The organism is Brucella sp. JSBI001 (assembly GCF_026014005.1).
Lineage (GTDB): Bacteria > Pseudomonadota > Alphaproteobacteria > Rhizobiales > Rhizobiaceae > Brucella > Brucella anthropi.
The window spans coordinates 3,244,991-3,261,945 of record NZ_CP110339.1 but is presented as its reverse complement, the minus strand read 5'-3'; the positions used below and the strand labels follow the sequence as shown (position 1 = coordinate 3,261,945).

The window sequence follows — 16,955 nt, the reverse complement described above, 5'->3', positions numbered from 1 at the left end:
TTCAGTGTGGCCACCATGGTCAGTTTCTGAAAACGCGCTAACTTCTCTCACGCAGCCTCAATTGCAGATTGCCGTTCCGGCATCATTCAACACGGAGGATTCCCCATGCAGCACAAAATCCAGGAGAATATGGAAGTCATCGGCGCCGATGGCGTACATGTCGGCACGGTCGATCGCATCGAAGATAACCGCATCAAGCTGAAGAAAACCGATAATTCCGGTATGCACAGCGACCATCATCACTATATCGAACTCGGCTTTGTTGCCGACGTCGAGGGCGACAAGGTGAGATTGTCGGCTAATGCAGATATTGCAGTAACCTTGGAAGAGGAAGCATCCGGCCGCCCTGTCGATCTTTGAAGCAAAGCGCAAAGCCCCTCATAACACGGGGCCAATGGCAGCCGTGTTATGAGACAAACTCCCCTCACCTGCTTCCCATTCTCGGTCCTGGCGCATTGTTGCAGATCGAGACTTCGATCTGTTAGAAACTGAATGCCAAAACGCCGCAAGGAAGCAACCAGACTTGTCCTTTGCCACATTGCGGCTTAAACTTGAGTTTAATAATCAAAATAAGAAAAAGGAAGCTATGAGTCTGGATTCCGTTAAGGCTTTTTTTGCGGCCAAAGCGCCTGAAATCGAAGTGATTGAACTGCCGACGAGCACCGCCACCGTTGTTCTCGCCGCCGAAGCACATGGCGTGGAACCGGGACAGATCGCCAAGACGCTTTCTTTTTCCGCCAAAGACCAGACCATTCTTATTGTCACCCGTGGCGATGCGCGTATCGATAATCGCAAGTTCAAGGATCAGTTCGGAACCAAGCCTCGTATGCTTGATGCCGAGACCGTTCTTGCCGAAACCAGCCATCCGGTCGGAGGCGTGTGTCCGTTCGGTCTGCCGAGCGCCCTGCCCGTTTACTGCGATGTATCGCTGAAGAATTTCGAGGAAGTCGTGCCCGCTGCCGGAGCGACCAACAGTGCCGTGCGCATCGCTCCGCACAAAATGGCTGAGCTGGTCAGCGCCGAATGGATAGACGTTTGCCAGTAGGTCAGAATGGGCTTTTGCAGCGGGTCTGGGAGGAACTCGCGGTTATTTGATACCGGTAACAACTTTTCCCCTTTAAAGGTGAGAAAAGACTTCATATATTTTAAGAATGATTCTAAAGTGGGTTAAGAAACAGATATCCGCTTTAGCGCATGATCCGATCGAGCCTTGAACCTTTCCGGATCGCAAATGCGACAAGACCAGAATTTTGGAGCAGTTCCGAAACAGGGATAAACCGCTTTCGGTTTGGAATTGCGAACTCAAGGATTGGAGCATCGCGTCCTCGGCATCGAGGTTGCAGTTGTTCCGAGACGTGTTGAAAGGAACAGTGATGCGTCTTACCCGCCAGACGAATTATGCCGTTCGTATGCTCATGTATTGTGCTGCCAATGACGGCAAGCTCAGCCGCATTCCGGAAATCGCACGCGCCTACGGCGTTTCTGAGCTGTTTTTGTTCAAGATTCTTCAGCCGCTCGTTGAACATGGGCTGGTGGAAACTGTGCGTGGCCGCAATGGCGGCGTGCGCCTCGGACGTGCAGCACAGGACATTTCGCTGTTCGATGTTGTGCGTGTGACCGAAGAAAACTTCGCCATGGCGGAGTGCTTCGAGAACGATGCCACCGAATGCCCACTGGTCGACAGTTGCGCACTCAATTCAGCGCTGCGCGAGGCACTCAATGCATTCTTCGCCGTGCTGATGAAGTACAGCATCGCAGACCTCGTCAAGGCGCGCCCGAACGTGCGACACCTGCTTGGTCTCGATGAAATGGAAGAAGAGCGCGTAGCGAGCTGATAATTCAGCGCGAAGTTTGAAATGAAAAGGTCCGGCTTTACGCCGGACCTTTTTTATTCTGCGGCTGCGCGATAGGCAGACTGGGGCAATACAAAAGGCACCCCCTTTTCCGGCGGGACACCCACCCGCAACGTGCATTCATAAACACGTTCGAGCCGCTCGTCGGTCAGTGCTTCGCGCGGTGTGCCCATCACATCAAGCTTGCCTCTGTTCATGACCGCAATACGGTCGGCGAACATGGCAGTCAGGTTGAGATCATGCAGGATAGCAATCACCCCGCCGCCCGCTGCCGCGAAATCTCTTGCAATCTCCATCACCACAATCTGGTGACGTATATCGAGACTTGAAATCGGCTCATCCAGAAAAAGATAGCGCGCCTCACCATCCACAACCGGTTTCCAGACCTGACAAAGAACACGGGCAAGCTGCACGCGCTGCTGTTCTCCGCCGGAAAGTTCCTGATAAAGCCGACCGCCGAAGCCAGCGAGATCAACCCTTTGCAAAGCGAGATCGGGCAAGCGCTTTTCTTCTTCGCGAGAAACGCCACTATAGCCGCCGGTGAGCCCGATCTTCACGATCTCGCGGACCGTGAAGGGAAACGACAAGGCGCTTGCCTGTGGAAGTACCGCCCGCCGCGCCGCCATCTGCCACGGCTTGATTTCAGCGAAGGAGCGACCGTCCAGATAGGCTGTTCCCGTGTAAGCGACGTCACCGGCAAGCGCACGCAACAGCGTAGTTTTGCCTGAGCCGTTCGGCCCGACGATTGCGGTCACCTCGCCCGGATTAGCGGAGAAGGCAATGTCGCTGATGATGGTCTTGCCTGACAGGCTTACGCCCAATGCTTTTGTTTCAATCATGATACCCTCACAGATCGAGCAGGCCGCGCTGGCGCAGCAATATCCAGAGGAAGAACGGCGCGCCAAAAAGTGCGGTGATGATGCCAATCGGCAATTCTGCCGGGGCCACAATCGTCCGACTTACCGCATCCGCCAGAAGCAGAAGCGTAGCGCCGAGCAGCGCTGACGCTGGCAGGAGATAGCGATGGTCCGGACCAATGCTGAGGCGCAGCATATGCGGCACCACAATGCCGACAAAGCCGATCCCGCCAGCAACGGCGACAGTCGCGCCGGTAGCTGCCGCTACGGTAACGATAGCGATGTTTTTGATGCGTTGCACCTGAATGCCGAGATGACCGGCTGCAGCCTCGCCCAACGCCAGTGCGTTGAGACCACGCGCAAGCAAAGGTGAAACCACTAGAATGATGGCGATGATTGGTCCCGCAGCGCCAATCTTGGCCCAGGTGGAACCTGCAAGCGAACCAAGCCCCCAGAATGTCAGGTCGCGCAACTGTCGATCATCAGCCAGATAGATGAGCGCGCCGGTTGCAGCGCCCGCCAGGGCGCCAAGTGCAATACCTGCGAGCAGCATGGTTGCAACAGACGTGCGGCCCCGACGCGTCGCGACACGATAGAGCAGCAAGGTACTGGCAAGCCCGCCCAGAAATGCAGCCAGAGGCAAGGCATAAACGCCAAGGATCGCAATAACGGGAGCAAGAAAAGTGCCGCCCAGAACAATCATCGATACCGCGCCAAGTCCTGCCCCGGCAGACACCCCGACGAGACCCGGATCGGCCAGCGGATTGCGGAAAAGGCCCTGCATCACGGCACCGGAAACCGCCAACCCCGCCCCTATCAGCATACCCATGACAATACGCGGCAGGCGAATCTCCATGATGATCAGGTGATCGCGACGGAATGCATCCGCGCCTTCGGCTGCGCCGGAGGAGGTCAGAGCGCGCAGAACCGAAAGCACGGACGCATCCGAAGCGCCTGCTGTCAGGCTGAACAACGCCGCGATGCATAAAGCAACGGCGAGCAATATGATGGTGAACCGTGCACGTGCGGCACGGTCTCCCGTGATGTCACCTTCTGAGGTGGTGACTTCATTTTCTGATTGACGCGCTGCAAAGCGCTGTTCGCGCGCTACGCGACCTTGGCTGGTCATTTCGAATAATCCTTACAATCAGACTTGCGTGCTCTTCAATCCCGCAAGTCTGATTATGTTATTGCGCTGCAGAGGCGCCATAGAGTTTTGCTGACAGGTCCCGAATGGCAGAACCAGTTCGAGGCCCAAATCCCAACAGATACGACGCTTCCATCGAAACGACATTCTTGTTACGCCCTGCCGGTGTTGCAGCAATAATGGGATTCTTCAACAGCGATTCCGGCGTCATCCCGTCCGCTCCCGTATCCATCATCAGGATCATATCGGGCGCGGCCTTCTCGACGGCTTCGTCGGTCAGCTGCTTATATCCGTGAAATTCGGTGATGACGTTTTCACCACCGGCAAGCTCAATCATGCCGTCGGCCGCAGTGCCTGTGCCCGAAGCCATCATGCGCCCGCCGGGCGCCGACAGAACGAAAAGTACACGCTTGCGCAAACTGTGGCCAGCTGCGGCCTTCTCAGCCGCTGAGATATCGCGTGAGACTTCGCTCGCAAGCGCCCTGGCCTTCTCCTCCAGACCGAGAGCCTCGCCCACGATCTCGATTTTCCTGACGACGCTTTCGCCGGTATAGGTTTCCGGCACAACGATCATTGGCACAGACGCTTTCTTCAAAACATCGAGCGTATCCTGTGGGCCGCTGCCTTCAAGGAGCAAAATGCCGGTCGGATTGACCGAGAGCACACCTTCTGGTGCAAGCTGACGCATATATCCGATATCCGGCAGCTTCTTTACCGCGTCGGGATAGGCGCTTGTCTGGTCGCGCGCGGCGAGCATCTTTTCTGCGCCAAGAGCGTAGACGATTTCCGTCAGCGAGCCGCCGACGGAAACGATGCGCGACGTATCGCCGAAATGGTCGACGGCTTCTGCGCGTGCAGCACCACCAGCTGCCAGCGACAAAGCGATGGCAGCCAGAGCAGCTCCGCGCCTGAAGCGCAAGGAAATGAACGACATTGCCGTCACCTTATGCAGCGGAAGACTGTGGCAGACGCGGAAGATTTTCCGCGATCATGCGCCAGTCGGCCAGTTCGGCTTCGCCTTCATGACGCTCACCAAAGAACTGAACAATCAGTTCGCCATTGGCATCATAGGCCTCCAGCGACGTCACATGCCCGTCCTTCGTCGGCTTGCGCACAACCCAGACGTCAGCGATGTGATCGATGCGCAGATGCATATGGAACGTCGGGTCCAGCACGTTCAGCCACGGGCCCATCATCTTGATTTCATGGATTGGGCCAGTGTGAATCTGGATGCAGCCACGGCTTCCGACAAAGCACATGATGGGCAGCTTTTCCTGCACCGCATGGTTCATCATGGCCTCGACCGATGACGTATCGACACGCCAGGCGAAATCATGACCGGCAAGATGCACGGCCTGATGGCGGTCCACACCGAAATCCTTCAACAGGCCAACGAACTGGTGCACATCGGTGAGTGCGCCCCAGCGTTCGCGGAATGCGTCGATATCGAGAAGCGATACGTCTGCCTTCGGTCCCTTTGTTGCAAGCGCGCTGGTCTCAACAGCTGGCGACTGATCGTCCAGCAGCAAATCGGCGACAAGAGCCTCATAGGCTTCAATGTTCGAAGCTGGGCGCAGATGAATCTTGAAAACCGCCTCGCCCGTGGCATCGAAAAATTGCAGGCTGCGACGCGTTGCTTCGCCATCCTGCTTGGCAACGGCAAAACCGTGAACCCAATGCTTCGGGAAAATACGAAGGTCGATTTCCTTGCCGAGCGCCAGCGAAGCATGTTGGCCCCAGATCGTCTTTTCAAAAGGCCCGATCTTTTCATGAACGACGCTCTCATTACGCGTCAGCACCATGATTTCGCCGACAGCAGCAATGCGGTTCAACAGCGTTTCGACATCGGCGCGAATACGCCGCGCCGAAATGGGGGCTGCTATATCCTGTCCGCAATGTGCTGCTACAAAATCGGCTTCTGATACACCGAGGCTCTGCGCAAAATCACGTTCGCGCATTTTCGGATTATCAGCCCGTGCCTTGAGAATCTGCTCTGGGGAGGGCTTGGAATGGGTCGTCATCTGATGGTTGCCTACTTGTTTAGGATGAGCTTGCCTTGGCGGGTGATCTTGAGACGATAGAGCGAACCGCCGTGCTCTATGCCCACTTCCCGGGAGCCGTCGAAGAGTTCGCGGCTGCCATAGGTTTTCAATTGCGGCTCAAGACCGCCTTCGCCGAAGCGAGGTTTCGCCTGAGCTGGGACAGACCCGGTTGAATCGCTGCGGAGCTGGCTTTCAGGAATGCGATTTGCGGCTCGTTCGGAAACGGGTCCGCGTGGTAACCGCACCTGCATGTCGATATGGATTCGCCTGTTCATTTTCTCGCCTCAGCATCGACTTTCCACACGGTGATGACAGCAAATTTGTTTTGTTGACATCAACAGTCATGTTTATTAATCACTGCATTACTGGAATAATCGAGTCAAGTTTAAATCTCGCTTTTTCCGCGCAAGCCCGGAAGAAATCCTCTTCCCAGCCAGCACGCGCCTTCTCCCGAGGGGGAAGTCATAAACAATTGAATTTTTTAATTTCTTCGTCACCCATCGGGTCGGCGAAGCGCGTCTGGGTCATGAAGGAAACATTGGAAATGCGGGCGACTGGTGGGGTTCACAAACGGTCAATTCTGGCGAGCACGGGGCTTGCTGTCATTCTTGTGGCGATGACGTCACAAGCCTTTGCGCAGGAACAGAAAGCTTCTGAAGAAGAAGCTGGCGTCGCGTTGAAGACGATCACCATTCGCAGAGCGAACGACGCACAGGCGCCGACTTCCGTTGCGGCACCGGTTGGCAGGGTTGACCGCGAAGAGATCAATCGTTTCGGCGGCGCGAAGCTCGACGACGTGTTGCGCGGCACCGCTGGCGTGTTTACCTTGCAGAATGCTTCCAATCCCGGCGTTGCGGTCAATATTCGTGGTTTTGAAGGCTCCGGCCGCGTCAACATGATGATCGACGGCGTACCGCAGAGCTACCGCAACACCGCGCACGATGCGCAGGGCTATGCCTACATCGACCCGAACCTGTTATCTGAAATCGACGTGGCGCGCGGCGCTGTGACGACCGAAGGCGGCACTGGCCTTGCAGGCAGCGTCAATTTCCGCACCCTCGGCGTCGATGATGTCATTCTGGATGGCAAGGACAAGGGTGTTCTCGGCCGCGCTTCCTGGGGTAGCAATGGAACCGGCTTCTCCGAAATGCTGGCCGGTGCCGCCCGCGTCAATTCCATCGGGATTGTTGCGGCCATCAGCCGTCACGATTCCAACGATTACAAGAACGGCGACGGCGTGACCGTCGAGAAAACCGGCGAAGAACTGACTTCCGGCCTGTTCAAAGCTGAGTTCGGCCTTGGCGAAGACCAGAAGCTGACGCTTGGTGGCGTGCTCTACAACAACCACTACGGAACATATGCGAACGGCTACCGTCCGGGAACCTATACGATCTACGATATGTTCCTGCAGAACCGCACGTTCTTCGCACAATATAACTACAATCCGTCCGACAACGATCTCATCGGCCTCGACGTCAACCTCTACCACAACAGCACATTGCAGAACTGGGAAGACGGCAATGGCAGCTTCGTAGGACGGCAGGTTTCGACCGAAACCACCGGCATGACGGCCTCGAACACGTCGCGCTTCACCTTCGGCGAAGTGGCGGTCGCGTGGAAGAACGGCTTTGAAATCAACCGCGACACCGCTGGCGGCACCAAAACGGGCGTCAACCCGACAGATGCCACATCCAATCGCGGCGCGGTCTTCTCGGAAGCGACATGGAATTATCAGGCCCTGCAGGTCGTCACCGGCCTCCGCTATGACTATTTCAAACTCGAGAGCGACGACAGCTCGATTTCGAACAGCGACAGCGAGTTCAGCCCCAAAGTCACCGTTGCCTATAACCTGACCGACTGGCTTCAGCCCTACATTACCTATGCGCATTCCATGCGTTCGCCGAGCCTGCAGGAAACATTCCTCGGTGGTGTGGCGCATACCGGAACCGGCATGATGCACGGCAATCCCAACCTTCGTCCTGAAAAGCAGCGCGGCTGGGAATTCGGCGTCAATATCGCTCGCGATGGCATCCTGACTGCTGAAGACGGCCTGCGTCTTAAGGCTAATTACTATACGATGCGCGTTGAGGATTACATCACGGCTGCATCCGACTACAGCCAGTTCATCAATGTCGACGGCACTTCGACAGTGAAGGGCTTCGAACTCGACGCGCGTTATGATGCGGGCTTCGCGTTCGGTGGCATTGCTTATACGCATTCCACCTCTGAACTGCCTGAGCAGACAGCTGGCATGGGCGCAAACCAGTATTTGCCGGAAGATGTCGTAACGGTTACCGCCGGTGCGCGTTTCTTCGAGCGCAAGCTCGAAAGCGGTCTGCGCGTTCAGCACGTTTCGAGCGGCAAAAGCATCAGCGGAAACGATACCGATCCCTACACGCTGGTCGACGTCTTCGCGAAATACAAGTTCACCGACACGGTCGATCTTTCGCTTCAGGTGCTGAACATCGCCGACAAGGAATATACCCCTGCCCTCAGCACCTATGGTTCTGGTCGCGGACGTACATTCCTCGTCTCGACACAGTTCCAGTTCTAAAACTTTGGGAGGCGTTCTCGCCTCCCGTTCATGATCGTCACATCTTCGAAGACCGACCAACCTGACCGCGGCGGCCTTCTGATCCCGAGATGTGACGCGGCGGGTGCGGCCCCTACCGCTGCACTCGCCAAAAGTTATATAAAGTAGCCAATCCCAAACCTGATGGAAAAGGATCAGCAATGTTCATAGCCATGAATCGCTTCAAGGTTCGCGTCGGCAGCGAAGCCGACTTCGAGACCGTATGGAAAAACCGCGACTCGAAACTGTCCGAACTTCCCGGTTTCGAGAGTTTTCACCTTCTCCGCGGTGCGACCAATGAAGAGGAAGGCTACACGCTTTATGCTTCGCACACGGTCTGGCGCAACCGCGATGATTTCGTCGCCTGGACGAAGTCCGAACAGTTTCGCGATGCGCATCGCAATGCCGGAGACAACAAGCCGCTCTATCTGGGACCTCCGCAGTTTGAAGGCTTCAGCGCCGTTCTCGGCTCCTGACGTACGGTAGAAACGCCTATCCACAAGGTGCGGCGAAATAGCGCATAATGTCATAGCGGCATCATTCGGAGGCCGCTATGACGATAGTAAAGCACCAATTATCTTTTAAAGATGGGTAGTTAACTCATATTTAGAATGATTCTAACTTATTGATTTTTAGAACATTTCAAAAACATAAAAATTGACAGAACGGAGCCCTACCGGCCATAACCTGACTTAATTTGGTGGGTTTTATAAACGCCACTTAAGTAATGCCTTTAATGTTCGGGCCTTTAACCCTTGCAGTTGGAGGAACCATTGACCGGTTCAGTTCGGCCTTGCGCCACGAGTGAAATAAAGCTGCCAGTTTTTCAGGTCAGCAACCCAGTTGAAGTAAAGAGTGAGCCGGTAAAGTCTCTCCAGTCGACGCTTTTTGCGTCTGATTTCTGCTTTGCGGGTATGGGAGATACTTCCTCATGCTAGTCTGCAGCTGTAACGTTATTACCGATAAAGACATTGAAGCCGTTGTTATTGAGCTTCTCGATCAGGATTGCTGGCAACTTATCGTTCCTGGCACCGTCTATAATGTCATGTCCAAACGCGGCCGTTGCTGTGGCTGCTTCCCAAACGTCGTGGAAACGATCATAAGGGTGACTGAAGAGTATCATCTTCGTCATAACCAAATGGACGAAAACGTGGTCCAGTTCATGGATCGTGTACGTTCTCTACGCGACAAATTCGGGAGTTCATGGAATGAAAGGCGAACCAAAGGTCATCGAGCGGCTTAACGAGGCATTGTTCCTCGAGCTTGGCGCTGTAAACCAGTACTGGCTTCACTACCGCCTCCTCAACGACTGGGGCTTCACGCGTCTTGCCAAGAAGGAACGTGAAGAATCCATCGAAGAAATGCATCACGCAGACAAGCTGATTGACCGCATTATCTTCCTCGAAGGTCACCCGAACCTGCAGACCGTAGCTCCGCTGCGCATCGGCCAGAACGTCAAGGAAGTTCTCGAAGCCGACCTTGCAGGTGAGTACGACGCACGCGCTTCCTACAAGAAGTCCCGCGAAATCTGCGACGAACTCGGCGACTATGTTTCCAAGCAGCTTTTCGATGAGCTTCTGGCGGATGAGGAAGGTCATATCGACTTCCTCGAAACCCAGCTCGACCTCCTCGCCAAGATCGGCGAAGAGCGTTATGGCCAGCTCAATGCGGCTCCAGCCGATCAGGCTGAGTAAGCCAAATCCGCTTTGCGAATGGAAGCCGGGGCTTTGCGCTCCGGCTTTTTTTATCATCTCAACTTTACCGTTGCCCCTTTATCGTGATATTGCGCGCGCAATTTCCGATATTTTGCAAGGTTCTCCCAATGAGCGCACCGCGCGTCAGTTTCGTTTCTCTTGGCTGCCCGAAGGCGCTTGTCGATTCCGAACGCATCATCACCAGCCTTCGCTCCGAGGGCTATGAAATCTCCCGCAAGCATGACGGTGCCGATCTGGTGATCGTCAATACCTGCGGCTTTCTTGATTCCGCCCGCGATGAATCGCTGGATGCCATCGGCCTTGCTCTCAACGAGAACGGCAAAGTCATCGTAACCGGCTGCCTTGGCGCAGAACCCGATGTCATCCGTGAGCGTCATCCGAACGTACTGGCCATCACCGGCCCGCAGGCTTATGAAAGCGTAATGAGCGCGGTGCATGAAGCCGTCCCTCCCGCGCACGATCCATTTGTGGACCTGGTGCCGCCGCAGGGCGTGAAGCTGACCCCGCGCCACTACGCCTACCTCAAAATCTCCGAAGGCTGTTCGAACCGCTGCTCCTTCTGCATCATTCCGGCGCTGCGCGGCGATCTCGTCTCGCGCCCGATTGATCAGGTGCTGCGCGAGGCCGAGAAGCTGGTGACTGCTGGCGTGAAGGAAATCCTCGTCATCTCGCAGGATACGAGCGCCTATGGCCTCGACATCAAGTATCAGGAAGCCATGTGGCAGGACCGCACGGTTCGCACCAAGTTCCTCGACCTCTCGCGTGAACTGGGCGATATGGGCGTGTGGGTGCGTATGCACTACGTATACCCTTACCCGCATGTCGATGAAGTCATTCCGCTGATGGCTGAAGGCAAGATTCTGCCTTATCTGGATATTCCTTTCCAGCACGCCTCCCCGGCGGTTCTGAAGAATATGCGCCGTCCGGCACATCAGGAAAAGACCTCGCGCCGCATTCAGGCCTGGCGTGAGACCTGCCCGGACCTGGCCGTGCGTTCCACCTTTATCGTCGGCTATCCCGGCGAAACGGAAGAAGATTTCGAAATACTTCTCGACTGGCTCGATGAAGCCAAGATCGAACGCGCCGGCTGCTTCAAATATGAACCGGTCAAGGGTGCAAAGGCCAATGATCTTGGTCTCGAGCAGGTGCCGGAAGAAATCAAGGAAGCCCGCTGGCATCGTTTCATGGCCAAGCAGCAGCAGATTTCGACCAATCTCCTCAAGAAGAAAGTTGGTAAGCGCCTGCCGGTCATCATTGATGAAGCAAACGGCACAATCGGCAAAGGCCGTACGCGCTACGACGCTCCGGAAATCGACGGCAGCGTTCACATCCAGTCGCGCCGCCCGCTACGCGTCGGCGACATCGTAACGGTGAAGATCGAGGCGAGCGACGCTTACGATCTGCATGGTATCGCGGTCTGATGGCGGCGGAAGCTGCCATAGCGATCAGAAAAGCCGCCGCGGCTGACGTGGCGGCAATTATCGCCATGCTCGCCGATGATGCGCTCGGCGCACAGCGCGAAGATGCGAGCCTCCCCTTGCGGGATTCCTATCGCAGCGCCTTTGCGGCAATCGATGCCGATCCCAATCAGCTCCTGGCTGTCGTTGAACATGATGGCGAGATCATTGGTTGCATGCAAATCAGCTTTATACCCGGCCTGTCGCGGATGGGCATGTGGCGCGGACAGATCGAAAGCGTGCGGATTGCGAGCCATATTCGTGGCGGCGGAGTAGGCCGTCAGATGATCGTTTGGGCAATCGAGCAATGCCGTGAACGCGGCTGCGGCCTTGTGCAACTGACGACCGATAAGTCGCGTTCCGACGCGCTGCGTTTTTATCAGTCGCTCGGCTTCACCGATAGTCATGAAGGACTTAAGCTATCGCTTTAACAAATAGCTTCAATATTTTGTAAGAAAATGAAAAGGGCGCTTTGAGCGCCCTTCTTTGTTTCTGTATGGAACCGCTTACTGCGGCAGCTTGTCGTCCACGCCAGCGACGTAGAAATTGAGGCCAAGCAAGGTCTTGTCGTCAGCCTGCTCGCCTTCTTTCAGCCAGACGGAACCGTCCTGCTTCGTGATCGGACCGGTGAAAGGCTTCAGTTCGCCCGACTTGATCTTGGCTTCGGTTTCTTCGGCCAATTTCTTCACATCGTCCGGCATGTTGGTATAAGGCGCCATCTTCACGAGGCCTTCCTTCATGCCCCACCAGATGTTTTGGCTCTTCCATGAACCGTCGAGAGCAGCCTTGGCGCGATCAATGTAGTAAGGGCCCCACTCGTCCACGACAGCGGTAAGCTGCGTGTCAGGCGCAAACTTGATCATGTCCGAAGCCTGACCGAAAGCCTTGATGCCGCGATCATGCGCCACCTGAATGGCAGCGGTGGAATCGGTGTGCTGGGTGATGATGTCTACACCCTGGTCGATCAGTGCCTTGGCTGCATCAGCTTCCTTGCCCGGATCGAACCACGAATTGACCCAGATCACCTTGACCTTGAAGTCGGGATTAACCGACTGCGCGCCGAGCATGAACGCATTGATGCCTTGCACGACTTCCGGCACCGGTACGGAGGCGATGTAACCGGCAACACCCTTGGTCGACATCTTGGCGGCGATCACGCCCTGCACATAACGGCCTTCATAGAAGCGCGCATTATAGGCAGACATGTTGTCGGCAGTCTTGTAGCCGGTCGCATGTTCGAACTTCACGTCCGGGAATTTCTTGGCAACCTTGAGGGTCGGATCCATATATCCGAACGACGTCGTGAAGATCAGCTTGTTGCCAGCACGCGCCAGACGTTCGATGGAACGTTCAGCATCGGCACCTTCCGGAACGCTTTCCAGAAAGGTGGTTTCGATCTTGTCGCCGAGTGCCTCGACCAGCTCCTTGCGGGCCTGATCGTGCTGATAGGTCCAGCCAAAATCGCCCGGAGGTCCGATATAAATGAAACCGATCTTCAGTTTTTCTTCTGCATGCGCCGCGCCGCCGAGCATAAAGCTCGCCGCAGTGGCAATCGCCATAAGCGTCTTTTTCATGTTCCCTGCACTCCTTGTTTTTACCCTCTAACCAAAACGAAAACCCTTGGGACGGTTTACGTCTACCCCTCAGCCGTTCGTTCTACCGGTCTGGCACGAACGGTTTGCCGAGCGAAGCCGGCGTATTCATCATCGTCAGGCGCTTGTTGCGCGATATGATGACCAGCACCACAATCGTCGCGAGATAAGGCAGCGCAGACAGAAACTGCGATGGCAGGCCAAAGCCCAGCGCCTGCGCGTGAAGCTGACCAATGGTCACCGCACCGAACAAGTAAGCGCCGATCAATACGCGCCATGGCCGCCACGATGCGAACACGACAAGCGCAAGTGCGATCCAGCCACGACCAGCCGTCATGTTTTCCACCCATTGCGGCACGTAGACGAGTGACAATTGCGCGCCTGCAAGACCAGCACAAGCACCGCCGAACAAAACCGCCAGAAAGCGCGTGCGCACCACATGCACGCCGAGCGCATGGGCCGAGCCATGGCTGTCACCGATGGCGCGCAATGTAAGCCCTACCCGCGTGCGGAACAGAAACCATGCCACGCCGACGACCAGCAGGATCGAAAGATAGAAGATCGGATCCTGCCCGAAGAAGAACCGCCCGACAAGCGGCAGATCGGTCAGATAGGGAATATGGATGGCTTCAAGCCGGACACCGGGAAGCCCGACAAAGCTTTCACCGAGCAAGGCCGATGCTCCAACGCCAAGGATCGTCAGCGCCAGCCCGGTTGCGACCTGATTGGTGACGAGTATGAGCGTCAGAAAGCCAAAAATAGCGGAGAAAAGCGCACCGACCAGAACGGCGGCAAACAAGCCCAACCAGGCCGAACCGGTCATTTGTGCAATGGCGAAGCCGGACACGGCCCCCATCAGCATCATGCCCTCGACACCAAGATTGAGCACGCCGGAACGTTCAACAACCAGTTCGCCGATGGCAGCGATCAGGAGCGGCGTCGCTGTTGTTGCAATTGTGAGAAGAATAGCCTGCGTCAAATCCATGGGATCAGGCCTTTCCCGCTTGGCGACCGGATATGAAGCGAATGCGATAAAGGATGAGTGTATCGCAAGCGAGAACGAAGAACAGGATCATGCCCTGAAACACGCGCGCAGATTTTTCGGAGATGCCGATAGCAACCTGTGCAGCTTCGCCTCCAAGATAGGAAAGCGCCAACACCAGACCGGCTGCTATTGCTCCCAGCGGATTGAGGCGTCCCAGAAACGCGACGATGATCGCCGTAAAACCGTAGCCCGGAGATATGACCGGACGAAGCTGGCCGATGGCACCGGAGGTTTCCGCGATGCCTGCGAGACCGGCAAGGGCACCGGAAACCGCAAAGACGAAGAACACCATCTTGCCCGCGCTGAAACCCGCGAAACGCCCGGCTCTTGGACTTTGGCCGATCACCTTGACCTCAAAACCCTTCAGCGTGTGCTTGAGCAGGAGCCAGACGACAACCGCTGCAACGAGCGCAAAGATGAAGCCCCAATGCGCGCGGCCCGATGCGCTCCAGATTTCCGGCAGAATGGCGCTATCGTTGAACTGACGGGTTTCCGGGAAATTATATCCTTCCGGGTTGCGCCATGGCCCGCGCACCAGCCAGTCGAGGAACAGCTGCGCGACATAGACAAGCATAAGGCTGGTCAGGATTTCATTGGTATTGAAGCGCACTTTCAGCAAAGCGGGAATGGATGCATAGGCCGCGCCGCCTGCCATCCCCATCAGCATCATCAGGGGCAGAACCACCCAAGACTGCAGATCAGGGAACATGACGGGCAGGATCGATCCCGCTATGGCACCGGCGATGAACTGCCCCTCGGCACCGATGTTCCAGTTGTTGGACAGAAAGCAGACGCAGAGGCCGACTGCGATCAGGATCAGCGGCGCAGCCTTCACGAGCAATTCATGCCAAGACCAGATGTCGAACAAAGGCTCGACAAAGAAGACATAAAGCGCATGTAACGGATCCTTGCCCATCAGCGCAAAAGCAAGTCCGCCGAAAATCAGCGTCAACGACAGTGCCAGCAATGGTGACAAGGCGCTGAAAAGTCTCGACGGCTGCGGGCGTTTGACGAGTTCAATCCGCATCATGCAGCTCCCGCCTCTCCTGAGATACCGCCCATCAAAAGACCGATCTTTTCCAGCGTTACATCGGCAATCGGCAGAGGATCGGAGAGCTGGCCATGATTCATCACGGCAATGCGGTCACTGATTTCAAGAAGCTCATCAAGGTCCTGACTGATGACGAGAACTGCGGAACCGGAGCGCGCAAGATCGACAAGTGCCTGCCGGATATGTGCTGCGGCACCGGCATCCACGCCCCATGTCGGCTGGTTCACAACCATGACCGATGGTGAGCGATCAAGCTCGCGCCCGATGATGAATTTCTGCAGGTTTCCGCCAGAAAGTGCAGATGCGGGCGGATTTTCAGCACTCTTGCGCACATCCATCCGTTCAATGATGCGTTTGGCAGCCGATCGAAGCGCGCTCTCTGCGATCAGCTTCATCTTGCCACCACGCAGGAACATCTTTGCGTCGGTCTTGTATCGCGACAAGAACAGATTGTCGGTCAGCGTCATGGTCGGAACAGCACCGTGACCAAGCCGCTCCTCCGGAACGAAGGCTGCCCCCATCATGCGGCGGTCGCTGATGCCGGCCTTGCCTGCATCCTTCCCGCGAATGCGCACATTCGATGGATTTGACTGCAGCACTTCGCCCGAAACAGCTTCGAAGAATTCACCTTGCCCGTTGCCTGCAACACCGGCAATGCCAACGACTTCGCCTGCGGCGACCGAGAGAGAAATATCTTTCAATGCCGTCGAAAATGGCCCACGCGGCGGTTGCGACAGTGACTTGATTTCAAAAAGCGCGTCCTTACCGACATCTACCGCCGCCGCGATGGGACTGCGTGCCACGACATTGATATCATTACCGACCATCATACGGGCGAGCGACGCGGCGGTTTCCTTGCGCGGATCGCAATGCGCAACGACCTTGCCATGCCGCAACACGGTCGCGCGATCACAAAGCCGCTTCACTTCCTCAAGACGGTGGCTGATGTAGAGGATCGACTTGCCTTCGGCTTTCAGGCGCTCCAGCGTTTCAAACAACTTGTCGGCTTCTTGCGGCGTCAGCACCGAAGTCGGTTCATCGAGGATGATAAGATCCGGCTCCTGAAGAAGACAGCGCACGATCTCGATACGCTGACGTTCGCCGACGGACAGATCACCAACATGGGCCTGCGGGTCGACCGGAAGACCGTACGTCTTGCCAACCTCACGCGCACGCTTCGCAACGTCTGAAAGCGGCAGCGAACGGTCGAGCGACAAGGCAATGTTCTCAGCGGCAGTAAGCGAGTCGAACAGCGAAAAATGCTGAAAAACCATGCCTATACCAAGTTTTCTTGCGGTGGCCGGTTCGTCTATCGTGACAGGTTGCCCCTTCCAGACGATTTCGCCTTCAAGTGGCTGCAACGCGCCGAACAACATTTTCACAAAGGTGGATTTTCCGGCACCGTTTTCACCCAGAAGCGCGTGAATTTCGCCTTCCCCGATGGTGAGATCGACACCATCGCAGGCCCGCAGCTGACCAAATACTTTCGTGAGCCGGCGGACATCCAGAAGAGGCCGGTCGGTTAAAGGCGCTGTCATTGTTCCCCAAAATTATATTTTTGAGCGACCTTATCCAGCAACTCTGCTCTTGAAAAGCCCAAAAGCAAGCAGCGGTGGACATATAC

18 protein-coding genes are annotated in these 16,955 nt (G+C 56.0%); 9 read left to right on the top strand and 9 right to left on the bottom strand.

All coding sequences use genetic code 11. The features are described from left to right. The first annotated feature begins 105 nt into the window (after window positions 1-105). The 3 genes from LJ361_RS15390 to rirA all read left to right on the top strand — a co-directional run bounded on the left by LJ361_RS15390 (window position 106) and on the right by rirA (window position 1,835). Complete coding sequence (locus LJ361_RS15390) at window positions 106-360, top strand: DUF2171 domain-containing protein (RefSeq protein ID WP_010658813.1); 255 nt, start codon at window positions 106-108, stop codon at window positions 358-360. A gap of 226 nt (window positions 361-586) precedes the next feature. Further along, entirely contained in the window at window positions 587-1,045 is a 459-nt protein-coding gene (locus LJ361_RS15385) for a YbaK/EbsC family protein (RefSeq protein ID WP_010658814.1), read from the top strand. Between the two features lie 328 nt (window positions 1,046-1,373). Beyond that, entirely contained in the window at window positions 1,374-1,835 is a 462-nt protein-coding gene (gene rirA, locus LJ361_RS15380) for an iron-responsive transcriptional regulator RirA (RefSeq protein ID WP_010658815.1), read from the top strand. A gap of 53 nt (window positions 1,836-1,888) precedes the next feature. On the opposite strand, the gene LJ361_RS15375 is transcribed toward rirA, so the two are convergent. The 5 genes from LJ361_RS15375 to hemP are packed head-to-tail and all read right to left on the bottom strand — an operon-like array spanning window position 1,889 to window position 6,099. Beyond that, window positions 1,889-2,692, bottom strand: coding sequence for a heme ABC transporter ATP-binding protein (locus LJ361_RS15375; RefSeq protein WP_010658816.1), 804 nt, complete (start codon window positions 2,690-2,692; stop codon window positions 1,889-1,891). Between the two features lie 7 nt (window positions 2,693-2,699). After that, complete coding sequence (locus LJ361_RS15370) at window positions 2,700-3,839, bottom strand: FecCD family ABC transporter permease (protein ID WP_010658817.1); 1,140 nt, start codon at window positions 3,837-3,839, stop codon at window positions 2,700-2,702. A 58-nt stretch (window positions 3,840-3,897) separates the two neighbouring features. Next, window positions 3,898-4,791 carry a heme/hemin ABC transporter substrate-binding protein gene (locus tag LJ361_RS15365; protein WP_010658818.1) on the bottom strand — a complete coding sequence of 298 codons (894 nt, stop codon included), beginning with the start codon at window positions 4,789-4,791 and terminating at the stop codon, window positions 3,898-3,900. Window positions 4,792-4,801: 10 nt separating this feature from the next. Then, on the bottom strand, window positions 4,802-5,878 hold the full coding sequence (locus LJ361_RS15360; protein WP_029375955.1) for a hemin-degrading factor: 1,077 nt from the start codon (window positions 5,876-5,878) through the stop codon (window positions 4,802-4,804). A gap of 11 nt (window positions 5,879-5,889) precedes the next feature. Beyond that, entirely contained in the window at window positions 5,890-6,099 is a 210-nt protein-coding gene (gene hemP / locus LJ361_RS15355) for a hemin uptake protein HemP (RefSeq protein ID WP_371264656.1), read from the bottom strand. A gap of 272 nt (window positions 6,100-6,371) precedes the next feature. On the opposite strand from hemP, the gene LJ361_RS15350 reads away from it, so the two are divergent. The 6 genes from LJ361_RS15350 (at window position 6,372) to LJ361_RS15325 (ending at window position 12,074) form a co-directional block, all read left to right on the top strand. Then, entirely contained in the window at window positions 6,372-8,453 is a 2,082-nt protein-coding gene (locus tag LJ361_RS15350) for a TonB-dependent receptor domain-containing protein (protein ID WP_226622796.1), read from the top strand. A gap of 179 nt (window positions 8,454-8,632) precedes the next feature. After that, window positions 8,633-8,947: an antibiotic biosynthesis monooxygenase family protein gene (locus LJ361_RS15345; protein ID WP_010658822.1), complete on the top strand. Its 315-nt coding sequence runs from the start codon at window positions 8,633-8,635 to the stop codon at window positions 8,945-8,947. 455 nt (window positions 8,948-9,402) lie between these two features. Continuing rightward, window positions 9,403-9,714, top strand: coding sequence for a bacterioferritin-associated ferredoxin (locus LJ361_RS15340; RefSeq protein ID WP_012093011.1), 312 nt, complete (start codon window positions 9,403-9,405; stop codon window positions 9,712-9,714). Beyond that, window positions 9,680-10,165 (top strand): bacterioferritin, encoded by a 486-nt coding sequence (gene bfr / locus LJ361_RS15335; protein WP_010658824.1) that lies wholly within the window; start codon window positions 9,680-9,682, stop codon window positions 10,163-10,165. Before LJ361_RS15340 ends, bfr begins: the two co-directional genes overlap by 35 nt. A gap of 128 nt (window positions 10,166-10,293) precedes the next feature. After that, a complete protein-coding gene (gene rimO / locus LJ361_RS15330) occupies window positions 10,294-11,607 on the top strand; it encodes a 30S ribosomal protein S12 methylthiotransferase RimO (protein WP_010658825.1) in 1,314 nt (437 codons plus the stop codon). After that, complete coding sequence (locus LJ361_RS15325) at window positions 11,607-12,074, top strand: GNAT family N-acetyltransferase (protein ID WP_010658826.1); 468 nt, start codon at window positions 11,607-11,609, stop codon at window positions 12,072-12,074. Before rimO ends, LJ361_RS15325 begins: the two co-directional genes overlap by 1 nt. Before the next feature lie 75 nt (window positions 12,075-12,149). On the opposite strand, the gene LJ361_RS15320 is transcribed toward LJ361_RS15325, so the two are convergent. The 4 genes from LJ361_RS15320 to LJ361_RS15305 form a co-directional block, all read right to left on the bottom strand. Next, a complete protein-coding gene (locus tag LJ361_RS15320; RefSeq protein ID WP_010658827.1) occupies window positions 12,150-13,217 on the bottom strand; it encodes a BMP family ABC transporter substrate-binding protein in 1,068 nt (355 codons plus the stop codon). An 82-nt stretch (window positions 13,218-13,299) separates the two neighbouring features. Beyond that, window positions 13,300-14,220 (bottom strand): ABC transporter permease, encoded by a 921-nt coding sequence (locus LJ361_RS15315; protein ID WP_264811893.1) that lies wholly within the window; start codon window positions 14,218-14,220, stop codon window positions 13,300-13,302. 4 nt (window positions 14,221-14,224) lie between these two features. Next, window positions 14,225-15,307 carry an ABC transporter permease gene (locus LJ361_RS15310; RefSeq protein WP_010658829.1) on the bottom strand — a complete coding sequence of 361 codons (1,083 nt, stop codon included), beginning with the start codon at window positions 15,305-15,307 and terminating at the stop codon, window positions 14,225-14,227. Further along, complete coding sequence (locus LJ361_RS15305; RefSeq protein ID WP_010658830.1) at window positions 15,307-16,869, bottom strand: ABC transporter ATP-binding protein; 1,563 nt, start codon at window positions 16,867-16,869, stop codon at window positions 15,307-15,309. Before LJ361_RS15305 ends, LJ361_RS15310 begins: the two co-directional genes overlap by 1 nt. Window positions 16,870-16,955: the final 86 nt, after the last annotated feature.